At 62.3% G+C, this 16,897-nt stretch carries 20 protein-coding genes; 8 read left to right on the plus strand and 12 right to left on the minus strand.

What is annotated here, in order from left to right:
* Positions 1-35: 35 nt before the first annotated feature.
* Positions 36-1,946 (minus strand): potassium transporter Kup, encoded by a 1,911-nt coding sequence (locus tag FEM01_RS06495; protein ID WP_138218467.1) that lies wholly within the window; start codon positions 1,944-1,946, stop codon positions 36-38.
* A 235-nt stretch (positions 1,947-2,181) separates the two neighbouring features.
* Here FEM01_RS06495 and rimO point away from each other — a divergent pair, with 235 nt between their 5' ends.
* The 5 genes from rimO (at position 2,182) to tsaA (ending at position 6,112) form a co-directional block, all read left to right on the plus strand.
* Positions 2,182-3,513 carry a 30S ribosomal protein S12 methylthiotransferase RimO gene (gene rimO / locus FEM01_RS06500; RefSeq protein WP_138218468.1) on the plus strand — a complete coding sequence of 444 codons (1,332 nt, stop codon included), beginning with the start codon at positions 2,182-2,184 and terminating at the stop codon, positions 3,511-3,513.
* 96 nt (positions 3,514-3,609) lie between these two features.
* Positions 3,610-4,068 carry a GNAT family N-acetyltransferase gene (locus FEM01_RS06505; RefSeq protein ID WP_138218469.1) on the plus strand — a complete coding sequence of 153 codons (459 nt, stop codon included), beginning with the start codon at positions 3,610-3,612 and terminating at the stop codon, positions 4,066-4,068.
* Positions 4,069-4,189: 121 nt separating this feature from the next.
* Positions 4,190-4,900 carry an rRNA pseudouridine synthase gene (locus FEM01_RS06510; protein ID WP_138218470.1) on the plus strand — a complete coding sequence of 237 codons (711 nt, stop codon included), beginning with the start codon at positions 4,190-4,192 and terminating at the stop codon, positions 4,898-4,900.
* A gap of 49 nt (positions 4,901-4,949) precedes the next feature.
* Positions 4,950-5,411 carry a DUF1456 family protein gene (locus FEM01_RS06515; protein ID WP_138218471.1) on the plus strand — a complete coding sequence of 154 codons (462 nt, stop codon included), beginning with the start codon at positions 4,950-4,952 and terminating at the stop codon, positions 5,409-5,411.
* Positions 5,412-5,416: 5 nt separating this feature from the next.
* On the plus strand, positions 5,417-6,112 hold the full coding sequence (tsaA, locus tag FEM01_RS06520) for a tRNA (N6-threonylcarbamoyladenosine(37)-N6)-methyltransferase TrmO (protein WP_138218472.1): 696 nt from the start codon (positions 5,417-5,419) through the stop codon (positions 6,110-6,112).
* A gap of 87 nt (positions 6,113-6,199) precedes the next feature.
* Here the strand turns inward: tsaA and fpr are convergent, their stop codons facing one another.
* Entirely contained in the window at positions 6,200-6,979 is a 780-nt protein-coding gene (gene fpr, locus FEM01_RS06525; protein ID WP_138218473.1) for a ferredoxin-NADP reductase, read from the minus strand.
* A 117-nt stretch (positions 6,980-7,096) separates the two neighbouring features.
* Here fpr and finR point away from each other — a divergent pair, with 117 nt between their 5' ends.
* Entirely contained in the window at positions 7,097-8,023 is a 927-nt protein-coding gene (finR, locus tag FEM01_RS06530) for a LysR family transcriptional regulator FinR (protein WP_138218474.1), read from the plus strand.
* Between the two features lie 3 nt (positions 8,024-8,026).
* On the opposite strand, the gene FEM01_RS06535 is transcribed toward finR, so the two are convergent.
* From FEM01_RS06535 to FEM01_RS06545, 3 genes are all read right to left on the minus strand, one after another.
* Positions 8,027-8,392 carry a diacylglycerol kinase gene (locus FEM01_RS06535; RefSeq protein WP_138218475.1) on the minus strand — a complete coding sequence of 122 codons (366 nt, stop codon included), beginning with the start codon at positions 8,390-8,392 and terminating at the stop codon, positions 8,027-8,029.
* A 76-nt stretch (positions 8,393-8,468) separates the two neighbouring features.
* Positions 8,469-9,119, minus strand: a complete 651-nt coding sequence (gene erdR / locus FEM01_RS06540) for a response regulator transcription factor ErdR (protein ID WP_138218477.1) — start codon at positions 9,117-9,119, stop codon at positions 8,469-8,471.
* 249 nt (positions 9,120-9,368) lie between these two features.
* Positions 9,369-10,079 (minus strand): tRNA-uridine aminocarboxypropyltransferase, encoded by a 711-nt coding sequence (locus tag FEM01_RS06545; protein ID WP_138218479.1) that lies wholly within the window; start codon positions 10,077-10,079, stop codon positions 9,369-9,371.
* A 212-nt stretch (positions 10,080-10,291) separates the two neighbouring features.
* On the opposite strand from FEM01_RS06545, the gene FEM01_RS06550 reads away from it, so the two are divergent.
* On the plus strand, positions 10,292-10,714 hold the full coding sequence (locus FEM01_RS06550; RefSeq protein WP_138218481.1) for a quorum-sensing-regulated virulence factor family protein: 423 nt from the start codon (positions 10,292-10,294) through the stop codon (positions 10,712-10,714).
* Position 10,715: 1 nt separating this feature from the next.
* Here the strand turns inward: FEM01_RS06550 and FEM01_RS06555 are convergent, their stop codons facing one another.
* The gene (locus FEM01_RS06555) at positions 10,716-10,922 is read right to left on the minus strand and encodes a hypothetical protein (protein ID WP_138218483.1); all 207 of its coding nucleotides are present in this window, start codon (positions 10,920-10,922) and stop codon (positions 10,716-10,718) included.
* A gap of 330 nt (positions 10,923-11,252) precedes the next feature.
* Here FEM01_RS06555 and FEM01_RS06560 point away from each other — a divergent pair, with 330 nt between their 5' ends.
* Positions 11,253-12,371, plus strand: a complete 1,119-nt coding sequence (locus FEM01_RS06560; protein ID WP_138218485.1) for an LOG family protein — start codon at positions 11,253-11,255, stop codon at positions 12,369-12,371.
* A 56-nt stretch (positions 12,372-12,427) separates the two neighbouring features.
* Here FEM01_RS06560 and recX read toward each other — a convergent pair whose 3' ends face one another.
* The 6 genes from recX to FEM01_RS06590 all read right to left on the minus strand — a co-directional run bounded on the left by recX (position 12,428) and on the right by FEM01_RS06590 (position 16,886).
* Complete coding sequence (recX, locus tag FEM01_RS06565) at positions 12,428-12,898, minus strand: recombination regulator RecX (RefSeq protein WP_138218487.1); 471 nt, start codon at positions 12,896-12,898, stop codon at positions 12,428-12,430.
* 8 nt (positions 12,899-12,906) lie between these two features.
* Positions 12,907-13,977 carry a recombinase RecA gene (gene recA, locus FEM01_RS06570; RefSeq protein WP_138218489.1) on the minus strand — a complete coding sequence of 357 codons (1,071 nt, stop codon included), beginning with the start codon at positions 13,975-13,977 and terminating at the stop codon, positions 12,907-12,909.
* 104 nt (positions 13,978-14,081) lie between these two features.
* Positions 14,082-14,564, minus strand: coding sequence for a CinA family protein (locus tag FEM01_RS06575; protein WP_138218491.1), 483 nt, complete (start codon positions 14,562-14,564; stop codon positions 14,082-14,084).
* 59 nt (positions 14,565-14,623) lie between these two features.
* Positions 14,624-15,121 (minus strand): lysis system i-spanin subunit Rz, encoded by a 498-nt coding sequence (locus FEM01_RS06580; protein ID WP_240791733.1) that lies wholly within the window; start codon positions 15,119-15,121, stop codon positions 14,624-14,626.
* The gene (locus tag FEM01_RS06585) at positions 15,118-15,669 is read right to left on the minus strand and encodes a glycoside hydrolase family 19 protein (protein ID WP_138218495.1); all 552 of its coding nucleotides are present in this window, start codon (positions 15,667-15,669) and stop codon (positions 15,118-15,120) included. The genes FEM01_RS06580 and FEM01_RS06585 overlap by 4 nt, the downstream gene beginning before the upstream one ends.
* 176 nt (positions 15,670-15,845) lie before the next feature.
* Positions 15,846-16,886, minus strand: a complete 1,041-nt coding sequence (locus FEM01_RS06590; RefSeq protein ID WP_138218497.1) for a phage late control D family protein — start codon at positions 16,884-16,886, stop codon at positions 15,846-15,848.
* Between the last annotated feature and the right edge of the window lie 11 nt (positions 16,887-16,897).

Raw genomic sequence — 16,897 nt, forward strand, 5'->3', positions numbered from 1 at the left:
TGAATGGGGCTGCCAGGCAGCCCCATTCACCCCGATCAGATCTCGACCTGGGTGCCCAGCTCGATCACCCGATTCAACGGCAGGTTGAAGAACCGCAGGTTGCCGTTGGCGTTCTTGAGCAGGAACGCGAACAGATTTCCTCGCCAGCGCGACATACCTTCCAAACGCGAAGCGATCACCGTCTCACGGCTGAGGAAATAGGTCGTGCGCATCGGACTGAAGTCCAACGCATCCAGATGGCACAACTTGAGCGCTGCCGGCACATCCGGCTCGTCCATGAAGCCAAAGTGCAGCAACACGCGGAAGAACCCGTCCCCATACGCCTCAACCTCGAAGCGCTCATGCTCCGGCACCCGAGGCCGGTCCTCGCTGACCACCGTCAGCAACACCACCTGGCTGTGCAGCACCTGGTTGTGCAGCATGTTATGCAGCAATGCGTGGGGCACGGCGTCTGCCCGTGCGGTGAGGAACACCGCTGTCCCTTCGACACGGTGCGGCGGCTGCACGCGAATGCTGGCGATGAACACCGGCAGCGGCAAGGCGCCCTCGTCGATGCGTTCGACCAGAATCTGCTTGCCGCGCTTCCACGTACTCATCAACAGGAACAACACACCACCGGCCAGTACCGGGAACGCCCCGCCCTGGACGATCTTCGGTACGTTCGCGGCAAAGAACAGCCCATCGACCAGCAGGAAGCCCACCAAAATCGGTACCGCCAGCAGCGGCGGCCACTTCCACAGCAACAGCATCACCGCCGACACCAGAATGGTGGTCATCAGCATCGTGCCAGTCACCGCGACACCGTAGGCTGCCGCAAGCGCACCGGACGATTCGAAACCAATGACCAGCAGCACCACGCCGACCATCAACGTCCAGTTCACCGCCCCGATGTAGATCTGCCCCTGCTCATCGCTGGAAGTATGCTGGATCTGCATGCGCGGGATGTAGCCCAACTGGATGGCCTGGCGAGTCAGGGAGAACGCCCCCGAGATCACCGCCTGCGAGGCGATGACCGTCGCCAGGGTGGCAAGGCCTACCAGCGGCAGCAAGGCCCAACTCGGCGCCAACAGGTAGAACGGGTTACGCGCAGCCTCGGGGTTCTGCAACAACATCGCGCCCTGGCCAAAGTAGTTGAGCAGCAGCGCCGGCAGCACCAGGATGAACCAGGCACGTGCAATGGGCTTACGGCCAAAATGTCCCATGTCGGCGTAAAGCGCTTCGGCACCGGTCAGCGCCAGTACCACCGCCCCCAGGATGGCGACGCCCATGCCGGGGTGGACGATGAAGAAGTGCAACGCCCAGCCCGGATTGACCGCCTTGAGCACCTCGGGGCTCTGCGCGATGCCATGCACACCCAGCGCACCCAGTACCACGAACCAGGTGACCATGACCGGGCCGAACAGCTTGCCGATCTTCTCGGTGCCATGCTTCTGCACCAGGAACAGCGCCACCAGCACCACCAGCGAAATCGGTACAACCCAGTGGTCGATGCCCTCGAACGCCAGGCCCATCCCCTCCACCGCCGACAGCACCGATACTGCCGGGGTGATCATGCTGTCGCCGTAGAACAGCGAGGCGCCGACCAATCCACAGATGACCATCAACGTACGCAGCTTCGGATAGTTGGCCGTGGCCCGCCGTGCCAGCGCCGTCAGCGCCATGGTCCCGCCCTCGCCCTGGTTGTCGGCGCGCAGGATGAACATGACGTACTTGAACGACACAACCCACAGCAGCGACCACAAGATCAACGACAGGATCCCCAGTACCCCATCGTGATTCACCGGCACCCCATAACCCCCGGTGAACACCTCTTTGAGGGTGTACAACGGGCTGGTACCGATATCGCCGTAAACCACCCCAACAGCTGCCACCAACAGGCCCAGCGAACGCGCGGCACCGTGCTGCTGCTCCTGCCCGCCTTGAGCGTGACTGCTTGCCTGAACCATCGACCACTCCCGCAGACGGCCTTTGCAGGCCCATTGAATTCACCTTCGCGCAGGACAACGCTTTAGCCCTGACACAACGGCGCGAAGCATAGCGCAGCGTTCGTCGTATTTCTGCTGGTCAAGTGCACGTGCGCTCGCTAGAATTGCGCACTTTTTGATCAGAGGCGCCCAAAGCGCCCGTCAGGCACGCCACCGTCAACGGTCGGGCGGCCCGTATTCAATACCGAGGTTAGTCATGTCCACCACCAACGCCACCCCGAAGGTCGGCTTCGTTTCCCTGGGTTGCCCCAAGGCCCTGGTCGATTCCGAGCGCATCCTCACTCAGCTGCGCATGGAAGGCTATGAAGTCGTGCCGACCTACGAGGACGCCGACGTGGTGGTGGTCAACACCTGCGGCTTCATCGACAGCGCCAAGGCCGAGTCCCTGGAAGTGATCGGTGAAGCGATCAAGGAAAACGGCAAGGTCATCGTCACCGGCTGCATGGGTGTCGAGGAAGGCAACATCCGCGACGTGCACCCCAGCGTGCTGTCGGTTTCCGGCCCCCAGCAGTACGAGCAAGTGGTCAACGCCGTGCATGAGGTAGTGCCGCCACGCCAGGACCACAACCCGCTGATCGACCTGGTGCCGCCGCAGGGCGTCAAGCTCACCCCGCGCCACTACGCCTACCTGAAGATTTCCGAAGGCTGCAACCACAGTTGCAGCTTCTGCATCATCCCATCGATGCGCGGCAAGCTGGTCAGCCGCCCGGTGGGCGAGGTGCTGAGCGAAGCCGAGCGCCTGGTCAAGGCCGGCGTCAAGGAGATCCTGGTGATCTCCCAGGACACCAGTGCCTATGGCGTGGACGTCAAGTACAAGACCGACTTCTGGAACGGCCGCCCGGTCAAGACCCGCATGCTCGAACTGTGCGAGGCGCTGAGCAGCCTGGGGGCGTGGGTGCGCCTGCACTACGTCTACCCGTACCCGAACGTCGACGACGTGATCCCGTTGATGGCCGCTGGCAAGATCCTGCCGTACCTGGACATTCCGTTCCAGCACGCCAGCCCCAAGGTACTCAAGGCAATGAAGCGCCCGGCCTTCGAAGACCGCACCCTGGCGCGCATCAAGAACTGGCGCGAGCAGTGCCCTGAGCTGGTAATTCGCTCCACGTTCATCGTCGGCTTCCCCGGCGAGACCGAAGAAGACTTCCAGTACCTGCTGGACTGGCTCACCGAAGCCCAGCTCGACCGCGTCGGCTGCTTCCAGTACTCCCCGGTCGAAGGCGCTCCGGCCAACGACCTGGGCCTGGAAGAAGTCCCCGATGACATCAAGCAGGAGCGCTGGGACCGTTTCATGGCGCACCAGCAGGCCATCAGCGCCGCACGCCTGCAACTGCGCATCGGCAAGGAGATCGAAGTGCTGATCGATGAGGTCGAAGAGCAAGGCTCGGTAGGCCGCAGCTTCTTCGACGCCCCGGAAATCGACGGTAGCGTGTTCATCGACGGCGATCACGGCTTCAAGCCCGGCGACAAGGTACGCTGCCGTGTGGTCGATGCCGACGAATACGACATGTGGGCCGAGCCTCTCTGAAGCGCACCGCAGGTCAAGATACCCCGCCACTGGCGGGGTATTTTTTTGCATCTATGTTTGCTTCATTGGGCCACAGCCGCGCAGGAGCCAGCCTCGATGAAGTCGCCACTGACATTGCACACCCCCCGCTACAGCGACTACCCGGAACTGGTGGCGCTCTGGGAAGCCTCGGTACGTGCGACCCATGACTTCCTGCCCGAAACCTACATCCTGCTGCTGCGCGACCACGTGCTGCGTCGCTATCTGGATGCCGTGATGCTGGTGTGCTGCAAAGACAGCAAACGCCGCATTCTGGGCTTTGCCGGCGTTGCCAATGGCCGGATCGACATGCTGTTCGTCGCGCCCGAGCACCGTGGCCGTGGCGTCGGCCAGCGCCTGCTGCGCCATGCCGTGGCTGAACTCAATGCCGAACGGCTGGATGTCAACGAACAGAACCCGCAAGCGCTGGGCTTCTATCTGCATGAAGGTTTCGAGGTGGTGGGCCGATCGGAAACCGATGGGCTGGGGCAGCCTTACCCTTTGCTGCATATGCGACGTGTTCCTACCGCTTCCTGAGACCACTGCCGAGGACAGCGTAGTCTTCTGCCGAATTGACGTGAATGACACCGATTTGCAGCCGCAACCCCGCCAGGGCAGGTACAATGAGTGCTTTTCCTGCCCTGCGAATACATTGTCCATGTCCGACCCCATCCGCCTGTCCAAACGCCTCATCGAACAGCTCGGCTGCTCGCGCCGAGAGGCAGAACTGTATATCGAAGGAGGCTGGGTCACGGTCGATGGCGTCGTGGTCGAGCAGCCGCAGTTCAAGGTTGACCAACAGCGCGTCGAGTTGCTGCCTGGCGCCCGCGCCGAAGCCCTCGAACCGGTCACCCTGCTATTGCACCAACGGCCCGGACAAGACACCGCCAGCGCCCAGGCCAGCATGACCATGGAAAGCCTCAGCGAAGCTCACCGCGAAGGTGTACGGGCCTTGCATGGCCACTTCGTCCGTCAGGCCTGCATCGCCCCGCTGCTGCCAGGTAGCAGCGGCTTGCAGGTATTCACCCAGGACTGGCGGGTGACCCGCAAGCTGGACGCCGACCTGCGCCGCATGGAACAGGAGTACATCGTCCAGGTCAGCGGCGAAGCCAAACCTGGCGCGCTGGAGCGCCTGGCCCGTGGCGTGGAGCGCAAGGGGGTCGAGTTGCCCAAGGCTAAGGCCAGCTGGCAGAACGAGCAGCACCTGCGCATGGTCTTGAAGAACCCGCTGCCAGGGCAGATCGAACACCTGTGCGAGACCGCTGGGCTCAAGGTGCTCGGCATGCGCCGTATCCGCCTGGGCGGCGTGTCCATGGGCAAGCTGGTCCAGGGCCAATGGCGCTACTTGGCAACCACCGAACGTTTCTAAGCGATACCGCCGCGTAGGATCGCGCGGCACCTGAACAGGATTGGCGTCAATGAACCATAACGATGTACTGCGCAGCCTGCGCTACATGCTCAAGGCCAACGATCAGAAGATGGCCGAAATCATTGGTCTGAGTGGTCTGCAAGTCTCCGCCGAGGCCATCGCCGGCTATGTGAAGAAAGAAGAAGAGCCCGGCTTCGTGCGCTGCCCCGAGAAGGTCATGGCGCACTTTCTCGATGGTTTGGTGATCCACCGTCGCGGCCGTGACGAAAGCCGTGCGCCACAACCGATCGAAGTCCCGGTGACCAACAACACCGTGCTCAAGAAACTGCGTGTCGCCTTCGAACTCAAGGAGGATGACCTGCACGCGGTACTCAAGTCGGTCAACTTCCCGGTCTCCAAGCCTGAGCTGAGCGCCTTGTTCCGCAAGGTCGGCCACGACAACTACCGTCCTTGCGGCGACCAGCTGCTGCGCAATTTCCTCAAGGGTCTCACCCTTCGCGTGCGCGGCTAGCCCTGATGCAGCATACGGTCTCGCCGGTCGGCATCGTGCGCTCCTGCTTCAAGGAGAAGTTCGCCATTCCGCGCCAGCCGCATCTGGCGCCCGCTGCCCGTGGCGTGCTGGAGCTGCTGCCACCGTTCGACCAAGGCGATGCGGTCGAAGGCCTTGAGCAGGTCAGCCATGTATGGCTGCTGTTTCTCTTCCACCAGGCACTTGAGGACAAACCGCGGCTGAAGGTGCGCCCCCCGCGCCTGGGTGGCAACAAGAGCATGGGCGTTTTCGCGACTCGCGCCACGCACCGCCCAAACGGCATCGGCCAGTCGGTGGTACGCCTGGATGGTGTCGAGCCAAAGCGCCTGCTGCTGTCAGGCATCGACCTGCTCGATGGCACCCCGGTGCTGGATATCAAACCCTACGTACCCTATGCCGACAGTGTACCGAGCGCGACCAACCAGATGGCCGGTACAGCGCCCGAGTCGATCGCCGTGCAATGGCACGAGAGCGCCCTGCCCCAGGCGCATGAGCATGGCCTTCGCCTGGGCGAGCCGCTGGTGGCGCTGATCGAGCAGTGCCTGGCACAGGACCCGCGCCCGGCCTACCAGATACCGCCACCGGAGCGGGTGTACGGCGTGAAGTTCTGGGACGTGCAGGTCAGGTGGCAGTATCCGCAGCCGGATGTGATCCGGGTGCTGGAAGTGGTGCGCGAGGCCTGAGGTTTGGCGCCAGACCTGCCAAGCGAAATATCGCAGACATAAAAAAACGCAGACCCAGGTCTGCGTTTTTTCATTGCCGCGCTCGCCTTACTTCTCGACGAAAGCACGTTCGATCAGGTAATCGCCTGGCTCGCGCATACGCGCCGAAACCTTCAGGCCGAAGCTGTCGAGCACTTCGCTGGTCTCGTCGAGCATGCTTGGGCTACCGCAGATCATCGCACGGTCGTCCTGTGGGTTGATCGGTGGCAGGCCGATGTCGCTAAACAGCTTGCCGCTGCGCATCAGGTCGGTCAGGCGCCCTTGGTTCTCGAAAGGCTCGCGAGTGACGGTGGGGTAGTAGATCAGTTTCTCGCGCACTGCCTCACCGAAGAACTCGTTCTGCGGCAGGTGCTCGGTGATGAACTCGCGGTAGGCGACTTCGTTCACGTAGCGCACACCATGAACCAGGATCACCTTCTCGAAACGCTCATAGGTTTCGGGGTCCTGGATGACGCTCATGAACGGCGCCAGGCCAGTGCCGGTGCTGAGCAGGTACAGATGCTTGCCTGGGTTCAGGTCGTCGAGTACCAGCGTGCCGGTAGGCTTCTTGCTGATGATGATCTCGTCGCCTTCTTTCAGATGCTGCAGTTGGGAGGTCAGCGGACCGTCCGGCACCTTGATGCTGAAGAACTCCAGGTGCTCTTCCCAGTTCGGCGAGGCGATGGAATAGGCGCGCATGAGCGGACGGCCGCTTTCCTGCTGCAGGCCGATCATCACGAACTGACCGTTCTCGAAGCGCAGGCCCGGGTCGCGGGTGCACTTGAAGCTGAACAGGGTGTCGTTCCAGTGGTGCACACTGAGGACACGTTCGTGGTTCATGTTGCTCATCTAGGGGCTCCTGAAGAAAAACGCAGCGCGCAAAACGCGCAGTTGCGCGATAGTTTAGGGGCAGCGACAATATCTGTTAACTGAATTATCAAGATATGTGTTATCGGTTATATCGATATGCGATTCACACTTCGTCAGCTTCAAGTATTCGTTGCCGTCGCCCAGCACCAGAGCGTCTCTCGCGCAGCTGGCGTGCTGGCGTTGTCGCAATCTGCCGCGAGCACCTCGATCACCGAACTTGAGCGCCAGTCCAGTTGCCAGCTGTTCGATCGCGCCGGCAAGCGCCTGAGCCTCAATGCCCTCGGCCATCAGCTGTTACCACAGGCGGTGGCGCTACTCGACCAAGCCAAGGAAATCGAGGATTTGCTCAACGGCAAGTCCGGCTTCGGCTCTCTGGCGGTGGGCGCCACCTTGACCATCGGCAACTACCTGGCGACCTTGCTGATCGGCAGCTTCATGCAGGTACACCCGGAAAGCCAGGTGAAGCTGCATGTGCAGAACACTGCGCATATTGTGCAGCAGGTTGCGCATTACGAAATTGACTTGGGTCTGATCGAGGGTGACTGCAATCACCCCGACCTGGACGTACAACCGTGGGTCGAAGACGAGCTTGTGGTGTTCTGCGCGCCGCAACATCCGCTCGCCCAAACCGGGCACGCCGACATCGAGCAATTGGCCCAGGAGGCGTGGATTTTACGTGAACAGGGCTCAGGCACGCGACTGACCTTCGACCAGGCCATGCGTCATCACCGCGCCAACCTCAATATCCGCCTGGAACTCGAACACACCGAGGCAATCAAGCGCGCTGTCGAATCAGGCCTGGGGATTGGCTGCATCTCACGCCTGGCCCTGCGTGATGCGTTCCGTCGCGGTAGCTTGGTGCCGGTGGAAACCCCCGCGCTGGATTTGGCGCGGCAGTTCTACTTCATCTGGCACAAACAGAAGTACCAGACCTCCGCCATGCGTGAGTTCCTCGAACTGTGCCGCAGCTTCACCGCAGGCGTTCGGCGCAGCGACGAGATCGTGCTGCCGCCGATTGCCTGAACGTCAACCGAGCAAAATCACACCCCAGACCAGGCCCACCATGGTCATGGCGACCAGCTGTGCGGCGCTCCCCATGTCCTTGGCATTCTTCGACAGCGGGTGGCGGTCCAGCGAGATACGGTCGATGGCCGCCTCCACCGCCGAGTTGAGCAGTTCGACGATCAGCCCCAGCAGGCAGACAGCGATCAGGATAGCGCGCTCGCCACGGCTGACCGGCAGCCAGAAGGCCGTGGGAATCAGCAGCACATTGACCAGCACCAGTTGGCGGAACGCCGCTTCGCCCTTGAACGCCGCGCGCAGGCCATCCAGCGAATAGCCGGCGGCATTGAAGATACGTTTGAGGCCTGTCTGGCCTTTGAATGGCGACATGTGTGTCCGTCACTACACCGAGAAAAAGGCCCGCAGGCTAGTTCAACCAGGGTCAAAAAAGCGTGAAGGCGCGAATTTAGCCGGCCGAAACCGATTCCAGTTGTTGCAACAGCAAGGCCGCCTGGGTACGGGTACGTACGCCCAGCTTGCGGAAGATCGCGGTCACGTGGGCTTTGATGGTCGCTTCCGACACATTCAGTTCGTAGGCGATCTGCTTGTTCAACAGCCCTTCGCAGACCATGGTCAGCACCCGGAACTGCTGTGGCGTCAGGCTCGCCAGGCCTTCGCTGGCAGCCTTGGCCTCGGCCGACACATCGACCTTCTCGAATGCCTGGGGCGGCCACCAGACCTCACCATCGAGCACCTTCTGCACGGCATCCTGGATCTCCTCCAGGTTGCTCGACTTGGGAATGAAGCCACTGGCACCGAACTCTCGCGACTTGACCACCACCGCGGCTTCCTCCTGGGCCGAGACCATCACCACTGGAATCTGCGGGTACTGGCCGCGCAGCAGCACAAGGCCAGAGAAGCCGTAGGCGCCAGGCATGTTGAGATCCAGCAGGACCAAATCCCAGTCGGCTTTTTCGGTCAAGCGGTTTTCAAGCTCAGCGATGCTTGCCACCTCGACCAAACGCACGTCGGGCCCGAGGCCGAGGGTAACGGCCTGGCGCAAGGCGCTGCGGAACAACGGGTGGTCATCGGCAATCAGGATTTCGTACGTGGCCATCGATCTAGGGATCCTGTTCTGTGCCAGACGTAGAGTACGGGGCGCCTGGCAGGCAACTCATGGCCAGGACGGCAGAGCCGTCGGCCGGGATGGCACGGCGAAAACCAGGAGAGTCGCTTCGCCGTGCCCGAAGCGGGGCCAAGGATGACGAGCACGCTGCGGGGGGTCAAGCCAAATGCCCGGTCGTCGCGCCTACCCTGGTGGTCAGCCGCGACAGTATGAACCAATCCGTCGCGGCTGCCCCTTGGACTATAGGAAGGTATGCAAACGCCGGTGCACCTCATCCTGCTCGTCAAGCGGCAGACGCCGCTTGCCACTGAGGTAGTGCAGGCTGAACACGTCAAGGTACGCGTCTAGCGCTTGCGAGGCCTGGTTGTCACCGGCCAGGTCCAGGCACATGGCGGCCACTTCGGCGGTGCAGAAGTGATCGTCGCGCTTGGAGCGGCGCAGGCGATAGCGCGACATCTGCTCGGCCTGCAGGCTCAGCACCGGGAAGCGGTCCAGGTACGGGCTCTTGCGAAACATCTTGCGCGCCTCGGTCCAGGTCGCATCGAGCAAGATGAACAGCGGCCGCTTGCCCGGCTCGCGCACCACCTCGCTGACCACCCGCTGCTGGGCGACGAACTCTCCCGGAAAGACGATGTAAGGTTGCCACTGCGGGTCATCGAGGAGCGCCAGCAGGCCCTCGTCCACCGAAGTACGCAGCCAGCCAAAGGCGGCGGTGTCTTCGATGAGGTCGGCGATCAACCAGCCGGTATTGGTAGGTTTCAGTGGCTCAGTGTCATGCATCAGCAGGCAAACGCCGGAGTCGGCCTGCACGCGAGGTTTCCAGGCACACAGGCAATGGGTGGCGATCACGCGGCAGTCAGGGCAACGCTCGGCGCGCGAACCGCGCGCAATGAAAGGTTTGACGCTGCGTGCCAGCCGCTCGGCGCGCAAGCGCGCGACTGCATGGCTCATGGCAGCAGGCCTAGGCACAAAGAGGGAACGGACACAGGAACGACTCGACGAAAACAAAGTGCCAGTCTACCAGAGCGCTCGTGTTTTGCCGTGCAGCGGTGCGCACCGCTCCTTTATAATCCTTGCTTTGGCGGCCTGGCGACCACGTGGTTTGATGGAACGCCGCCCGCCGGCGCAGGTCAAAGCGCCAGTCATCGAACCAGGAGAGATTCATGCTGCGTTTTATCGTCCCGACCCTGAGCCTGCTGCTCGCCCTGCCGCTGGCCGCCCAGGCTGCCTCCAAGCAGGAGTACGAGCTGACCCAGATGCTGCAGAAGGTCGCCAAGGAAAGCAGCGTTGGCACCCCGCGCGCCATCAATGAGGATATCCTCGACCAAGGGTACACCGTCGAGAAAGGCAAGGCGCTGGTCAACCACCTGAGTGTGCGCCAGAGTCACGCCGAGCGCATGCTCGCCAACCCCGAACAAGTCCGCAGCCAGCTGGGTGACAGCGTGTGCCGCAACAACGGCTACCGTCAACTGATGTCCAAAGGCGCCGTGCTGGTTTACCGCTTCACCGTCTACAAAACCAATCAGCCGATCATGGACCAAGCGTTCGACGGCGCCAGCTGCGTGGCCGGCAACAAGAAAAAGTGATTCAGGCGACCTCGTCGCGGGCACTGGCGCGTCGCTGTTCTTCTTCGGCGCGCAGGTCTGCCAGCAACGCCTGAAGATAATGCGAGTGCCGGTCCAGGCCCTGCAAACGCCGCAGGCACTCCTGCTCAATGCTCAGGCCATTGTCTTGAGCCGCCCGTGACAACTGGGCGTACAGTTGTGTCTCCACCTCGATCACCAGCCGACGCATAGTGCCACCTCCGCGCATCGCCTCCCGCCACTCGTTCAGTTAATCAAAGCTTCGAAAAGATTGGATCCTATCCGACCAGCGGGCCCCTGGCCGCCTCATGCAGCAGCAGGAACCGGCTCTGGCGTCTAGATTGAAAGCGAGCGTCTACCGATTGCGTTTCGCTCAAAACACACGAGAGAGGATGGACTTTACCCTGCAACACGGCCTTGAAGGCCTACTGCAATGCTCGACGCGCACACTCGAGCCAAAGCAGCCTGCGACACATCAGGCGTCGCGGCCGGGGCACACCATCGGCCCGGTCAGAGGTTTTGCTGCAGAAGGAGACGTTGAATGCCCTACCAATCGAACGAGCGCCTGTCCGAGCACTTCCGGGAACAGGGTATAGACCTGAGCAAGATCGACGAGCAACTGCAACTGGTTGCCCCGAACAGCCCCAACCTTGCGCTGTATCGCGACATGCTGCTGACGGTCCTGCGCATGGCGCATGACGACCGTAATCGCTGGAACGCCAAGATCACCCTGCAGGCGCTTCGAGAGCTCGACCATTCGTTCCGTACCCTCGAACGCTACAAAGGGCGCCGCAAAGTCACGGTATTCGGCTCGGCCCGCACGCCGCAGGAACATCCGATGTATGCGCTGGCCCGTGAACTGGGCGCTACGCTTGCACGCGCCGACCTGATGGTCATCACCGGTGCCGGCGGCGGCATCATGGCCGCCGCCCACGAAGGCGCCGGCACCGACCACAGCCTGGGCTTCAATATCACCCTGCCATTCGAGCAGCACGCCAACGCCACGGTCGATGGCACTGACCGGTTATTGCCGTTCCACTTCTTCTTCATTCGCAAGCTGTTCTTCGTCAAAGAGGCCGATGCGCTCGTGCTATGCCCCGGTGGCTTTGGCACGCTGGACGAAGCGCTGGAAGTACTGACCCTGATCCAGACCGGTAAAAGCCCGCTGGTGCCCGTGGTCCTGCTGGACTCACCGGGCGGCAGCTTCTGGCAGGACGCACTGGCGTTCATCAGCCGCCAACTTGAAGCCAACCGTTACATTTTGCCCAGCGACCTCAAGCTGGTGCGCATGGCCCACAGTGCCGACGAGGCCGTGGAGGAAATCCGGCAGTTCTATCGCAACTACCACTCCAGCCGCTGGCTGAAGAATCAGTTCGTGATTCGTATGCAGCACCGCTTGAGCGACGCGGCACTACAGGACATCGAAGAGAGCTTCGCTGACCTGCGCCTGAGTGGGTGCTATCGCCAGCAAGCAGATAGCGGAGTCGAACATGAGGAAGGCAACTTCAGCCACCTGACCCGATTGACCTTCGCCTTCAACGGTCGCGCCTTGGGCCGCCTGCGCGAGCTGGTGGATTTCATCAACCTGCCGGAGAACTGGGCCAAACCCGAACCGATGCACACCACGCAACGGGCACGGGAGGCCATGAAGGTAAGCTGAACGCAAAATGCCCCGAATAGCCAATACCTACCGGCATCGGCTATTCGGGGCATTCATTAATAGTCGTCTAGGTCGCGACCGTTGAGCAGCCTGCCAATCATATCCATGGGAAAACCACGGTAAGCGAGAAAGCGCGTTTGCTGTGCGCGGGTGCGCGGATCGACAGGGCGCTGACCGGCGAACTTGCGCTGCCAGACATCTCGCAAGCGCTCTTTCCAGTCCACTTCGCTCTCACGCAGCGCCTGCTCAATATCGCTACGGGAAAGGCCCCGTTGGCCCAACTCCTCCCGAATACGCGCAGGGCCGTAACCGGCACCGGAACGGTAGCGGATAAAGCTCTCCAGATAGCGGGCTTCGCTGAGCAACCCTTCTTCGGCAAGCCGATCGAGCGCAGGCTCGATCAACTCATCGGGAGCACCGCGCTGACGCAGTTTGCGCGTCAGCTCGACGCGACCGTGCTCACGGCGCGCAAGCAGGTCCATGGCTGTCCGCCGAACGGCGACGGGGGTGTCGAGTACGGCGGACATGGGACAGATCAGTAATTAGCGTCGGCGTCAGCCATGTCATCGGCATCGGCTTCGGCAGCAGCGGCTTTGGCGGCGGCGGCAGCAGCGGCACCGGCGGTCAGCAGCTTATCGCGGATCTGCTTCTCGATCTCAGCACCGATGGCCGGGTTTTCATGCAAGTACTTGGCAGCGTTAGCCTTGCCTTGGCCGATCTTGTTGCCCTGGTAGGCGTACCAGGCACCGGATTTCTCCACCAAACCTTGGGAAACACCCAGGTCGATGATTTCACCGTTGCGGTAGATGCCCTTGCCGTAAAGAATCTGGAACTCGGCCTGACGGAACGGCGGCGAGACCTTGTTCTTGACGATCTTGACACGGGTTTCGCTGCCGACCACTTCGTCGCCTTCCTTGACCGCACCGGTACGACGGATGTCCAGGCGAACCGACGCGTAGAACTTCAGAGCGTTACCGCCGGTGGTGGTTTCCGGGCTGCCGAACATCACGCCGATCTTCATACGGATCTGGTTGATGAAGATGACCAGGCAGTTGGCGTTCTTGATGTTACCGGTGATCTTACGCAGCGCCTGGGACATCAGACGGGCCTGCAGGCCGACGTGCATGTCGCCCATCTCGCCTTCGATCTCTGCCTTAGGTACCAAAGCCGCCACCGAGTCGACGATGATCACATCGACGGCGTTGGAACGCACCAGCATGTCGGTGATTTCCAGGGCTTGCTCGCCGGTGTCCGGCTGAGAGACCAGCAGGTCGTCGACGTTGACGCCCAGCTTGCCAGCGTATTCAGGGTCGAGGGCATGCTCAGCATCGACGAAGGCGCAGGTAGCACCGTTTTTCTGGGCTTCTGCGATGACCGACAGAGTCAGCGTGGTTTTACCCGAAGATTCCGGGCCGTAGATCTCAACGATACGACCCTTCGGCAGGCCGCCGATGCCCAGGGCGATGTCCAGGCCCAGGGAGCCAGTGGAGATGGCGGGGATAGCCTGACGCTCGTGGTCGCCCATGCGCATGACCGCGCCTTTGCCGAATTGGCGTTCGATTTGACCCAGGGCCGCAGCCAAGGCGCGCTTCTTGTTGTCGTCCATTGATATCCTCACGTGTTCGACGTGGCCCTGACGGCCGGAATAACTGTATAAGTAGCCAGTATTATTCCACAGGGATTCGTTTCCGCAAACCCCCGTTGGGCGATTTACTCCCCACCAAGCTGTAACAAGCCGTCTAACGCGGCGATCACCGTCTGTCTGCGGACTGCCTCGCGGTCCCCTTCGAAGTGACGCCGCTCACTGCTGATGTGCACGCCATCGGCCCAGGCCAGCCATACCGTGCCTACCGGCTTGGCCGCCGAGCCGCCATCCGGGCCCGCCACACCACTGACCGCCACGGCAAAGCGCGCGCCACTGGCCGCCTGGGCCCCGCGCACCATGGCTTCGACCACCTCCTGGCTGACCGCGCCCACTTGCGTGAACAGCGCAGTGGGCACGCCCAACTGGCGGGTTTTCTGGGCATTGGAATAGGTGACGTAACCGGCCTCGAACCACGCCGAGCTGCCAGGGACACGTGTGATGGCTTCGGCAATGCCGCCACCGGTGCAGGATTCGGCGGTACTGACCTGAGCGTTGAAACGCCGCAGATGCTCACCCAGGCGGGTGGAGAGAACAGTGATCGGGTCCATGACGGTCTCCTGGCAAGAATGCGCCCTACCCTATCACCCTCCCAAAGCCTGGCAAGCGCTCAAGGTGCCAGAGCACGCACATAGTCCTGGCAGGCGCGCAGGGCGATCAGTCCGCGGTCGCCGTCATCGGTGATGGCGATAATTCGTCGAGCATGCGCTGGGTCAAGTCGGGCGCGTACGGGGCCATCATCCACGCCGCTGGCGCTGGGGGTGGCAGGCACTGCACGGCAACCGGCGTCGCGCTCGACCAAGACCGACAGCCGCAGATCGGCAGTAGCAAGGCGATCACGCAAACGAGCCTGGGCGTCCTGAACATCGTTCAGCTCCTTGAAATGTTTCGATTCACTGTCGTGCAGGCGCCGCTCCAGCCCCTGGCGCTGCTCGCGCTCGGCCAGCAGCAGGCCATGCAGCGCCTCGGCCTGGTCCAGGCGCTGCTGCACAAGTTCGGTTTCCTGCGCGGCCAGCAGACGCCCGTAGCGCCAGGCCTGGACCTGCCAGGCCAGCGCCCCGAACAGCAGCATGCACAACACCCACAGCCCCAATTGCCAACGACTCAACACAACACCTCCCGCGCCCGGGCCCATAACTGCAAGCGCTCACTCAGGCCATTCAGGCCACCATTGATCAGCCGGGTGATGCGGTTGAACTCGCCTTGGTCGGCAAGTCCGTTGAGCCCACGTGATTGCCAGAACCACGCCGCCGACTCGCAGGCCCAGCGCGGCTGCTCAAGCATCTGCGGCTGCGCCAGCAGGCGTTCGTCGCCAAACAGCGCACGACTACAAGCCTGGTAGTTATTGTGGCCGGTCACTTGGATCAGGCCGCGCCCGCAATAGCGCTGGCCATCGCCGTCGAGCTCAGGGGTGTTGCCCAGAAGCCTGGCCAGGCGGCCGGTGTCGTAGCGGGCCAAGTATTTGTCGCTACCCAATTCCTTGACGTGACGCAGCTGGCCAGACTCGTGGCCAACCTGCGCGAGGAACGCGGCAATGCGCTTGGGATGGTCAATGTCCCAACGCGCCATGGCCTCGTTCAGCGCGGGTAGAAATACCTCGACGCGTTGACCGGCGAGGGGGTAGATATCACTCAGTTGTCGTGCAGTCAGTTCCATCACGGCATGCTCCATTGCTGTCTGATCGAAAGGCGGCAGATGCCGCCGGGACTCGCTCATGGGCGATGGCTCGAAGCACGGGGCTTTCAATGAGATCGCAGCGCCTCTCGTTTGAGCGGGAGCTGACTATAAAAAGCGCTCGCGCGCCGCTACATGGGGAAATGCCGCTCACCTGTTCAACGCTGCACCTTGAGCGGGCTGGCCTTTCCCGTCGCGCGGCCCTTGGCCTTGGCCTTGCCCTGCTGGCCGCCGTTGCACTGCAAAGTGGTGCGCCACCCACTGCTGGTGAACACCTGCTCCACCGACTCGATCAGGTAAAGCCCGTCGAGCCCGGCCAGAAAGCCGCGCACCTCGATGCTGCGTTCGGCGAACAGGTCGGTGCGTCCGGGCATGTCCAGGCGCACGCTGGCGGTGTCGCGGTTGAAGCTGGCCAAGCGTGCACGCGCGGCCTGTTCGGCGGCAGCGCGACTGGGATACAGATGGCGATCGGTATAAACCGGTTGCAACCCCTCCGGCGCTTCGCCGTTATCCAGCTCGACCGTCTGCAAGCGCCCCGTGGCGCTATCCTGATGGCGGGTGCGCACAACTTTGTGGGTGGTTCGATCAGCCAGGCGAAACTGCCATTGATTAACCTCAGTGCGGTTGAGGGTTACCACGCCCAGTGCTTGGCCACTGGCACTGGTTCCGCCCTGGCGGGGTAGCACCAGCAACTGACCGTTGGCGAGCTTGGCGGTGCAGTTGTGCTGGCGAGAAACACGGGTGATGAAGTTGAAGTCCGACTCGCTGTACTGGTCGATGCGCGGTATCTGCGTGGTCACCGGGCACACCGCCTGCCAGCCGTTGCGCGTGGCGATGTCTGCGACGATGCGCTGCAACGTGACACCCTCCCAACTGCCGCTGCGGATGGTCTTGCCGCTGCCACGCAGGTCACTGGCCTTGCCGCGAATCACCAAGGTATCTGGCGGCCCGGACAACTCCACTTCATCGACCGTGTAACGTCCCAACAGGTGCAGCGCTTGCCCGGCATACCCCAGGTGCACGGCCAATACCGCACCGCGCGCGGGCAACGCCAAGGCTCCGTCGCGGGCGTCGATGCGCAGCTCGAAGTCGTCCGACTCAAGGCCCGGCTTGTCGGTGGTGCGCATCAGCAGCAGGCGGTCGTTGATCAGCGTGGTGATGTCGTTGCCATCAGCCTGGATGCTGAACACAGGTTTCATGGTGGTGTCTC

It is taken from the genome of Pseudomonas mosselii, assembly GCF_005796105.1.
GTDB lineage: Bacteria > Pseudomonadota > Gammaproteobacteria > Pseudomonadales > Pseudomonadaceae > Aquipseudomonas > Aquipseudomonas mosselii_C.

Excerpts from the sequence above, each read along its gene's own strand:
- FEM01_RS06495 (WP_138218467.1), bottom strand. The coding sequence starts at position 1,946 with ATGGTTCAGGCAAGCAGTCACGCTCAAGGCGGGCAGGAGCAGCAGCAC.
- rimO (WP_138218468.1), top strand. The coding sequence starts at position 2,182 with ATGTCCACCACCAACGCCACCCCGAAGGTCGGCTTCGTTTCCCTGGGT.
- FEM01_RS06505 (WP_138218469.1), top strand. The coding sequence starts at position 3,610 with ATGAAGTCGCCACTGACATTGCACACCCCCCGCTACAGCGACTACCCG.
- FEM01_RS06510 (WP_138218470.1), top strand. The coding sequence starts at position 4,190 with ATGTCCGACCCCATCCGCCTGTCCAAACGCCTCATCGAACAGCTCGGC.
- FEM01_RS06515 (WP_138218471.1), top strand. The coding sequence starts at position 4,950 with ATGAACCATAACGATGTACTGCGCAGCCTGCGCTACATGCTCAAGGCC.
- tsaA (WP_138218472.1), top strand. The coding sequence starts at position 5,417 with ATGCAGCATACGGTCTCGCCGGTCGGCATCGTGCGCTCCTGCTTCAAG.
- fpr (WP_138218473.1), bottom strand. The coding sequence starts at position 6,979 with ATGAGCAACATGAACCACGAACGTGTCCTCAGTGTGCACCACTGGAAC.
- finR (WP_138218474.1), top strand. The coding sequence starts at position 7,097 with ATGCGATTCACACTTCGTCAGCTTCAAGTATTCGTTGCCGTCGCCCAG.
- FEM01_RS06535 (WP_138218475.1), bottom strand. The coding sequence starts at position 8,392 with ATGTCGCCATTCAAAGGCCAGACAGGCCTCAAACGTATCTTCAATGCC.
- erdR (WP_138218477.1), bottom strand. The coding sequence starts at position 9,119 with ATGGCCACGTACGAAATCCTGATTGCCGATGACCACCCGTTGTTCCGC.
- FEM01_RS06545 (WP_138218479.1), bottom strand. The coding sequence starts at position 10,079 with ATGAGCCATGCAGTCGCGCGCTTGCGCGCCGAGCGGCTGGCACGCAGC.
- FEM01_RS06550 (WP_138218481.1), top strand. The coding sequence starts at position 10,292 with ATGCTGCGTTTTATCGTCCCGACCCTGAGCCTGCTGCTCGCCCTGCCG.
- FEM01_RS06555 (WP_138218483.1), bottom strand. The coding sequence starts at position 10,922 with ATGCGTCGGCTGGTGATCGAGGTGGAGACACAACTGTACGCCCAGTTG.
- FEM01_RS06560 (WP_138218485.1), top strand. The coding sequence starts at position 11,253 with ATGCCCTACCAATCGAACGAGCGCCTGTCCGAGCACTTCCGGGAACAG.
- recX (WP_138218487.1), bottom strand. The coding sequence starts at position 12,898 with ATGTCCGCCGTACTCGACACCCCCGTCGCCGTTCGGCGGACAGCCATG.
- recA (WP_138218489.1), bottom strand. The coding sequence starts at position 13,977 with ATGGACGACAACAAGAAGCGCGCCTTGGCTGCGGCCCTGGGTCAAATC.
- FEM01_RS06575 (WP_138218491.1), bottom strand. The coding sequence starts at position 14,564 with ATGGACCCGATCACTGTTCTCTCCACCCGCCTGGGTGAGCATCTGCGG.
- FEM01_RS06585 (WP_138218495.1), bottom strand. The coding sequence starts at position 15,669 with ATGGAACTGACTGCACGACAACTGAGTGATATCTACCCCCTCGCCGGT.
- FEM01_RS06590 (WP_138218497.1), bottom strand. The coding sequence starts at position 16,886 with ATGAAACCTGTGTTCAGCATCCAGGCTGATGGCAACGACATCACCACG.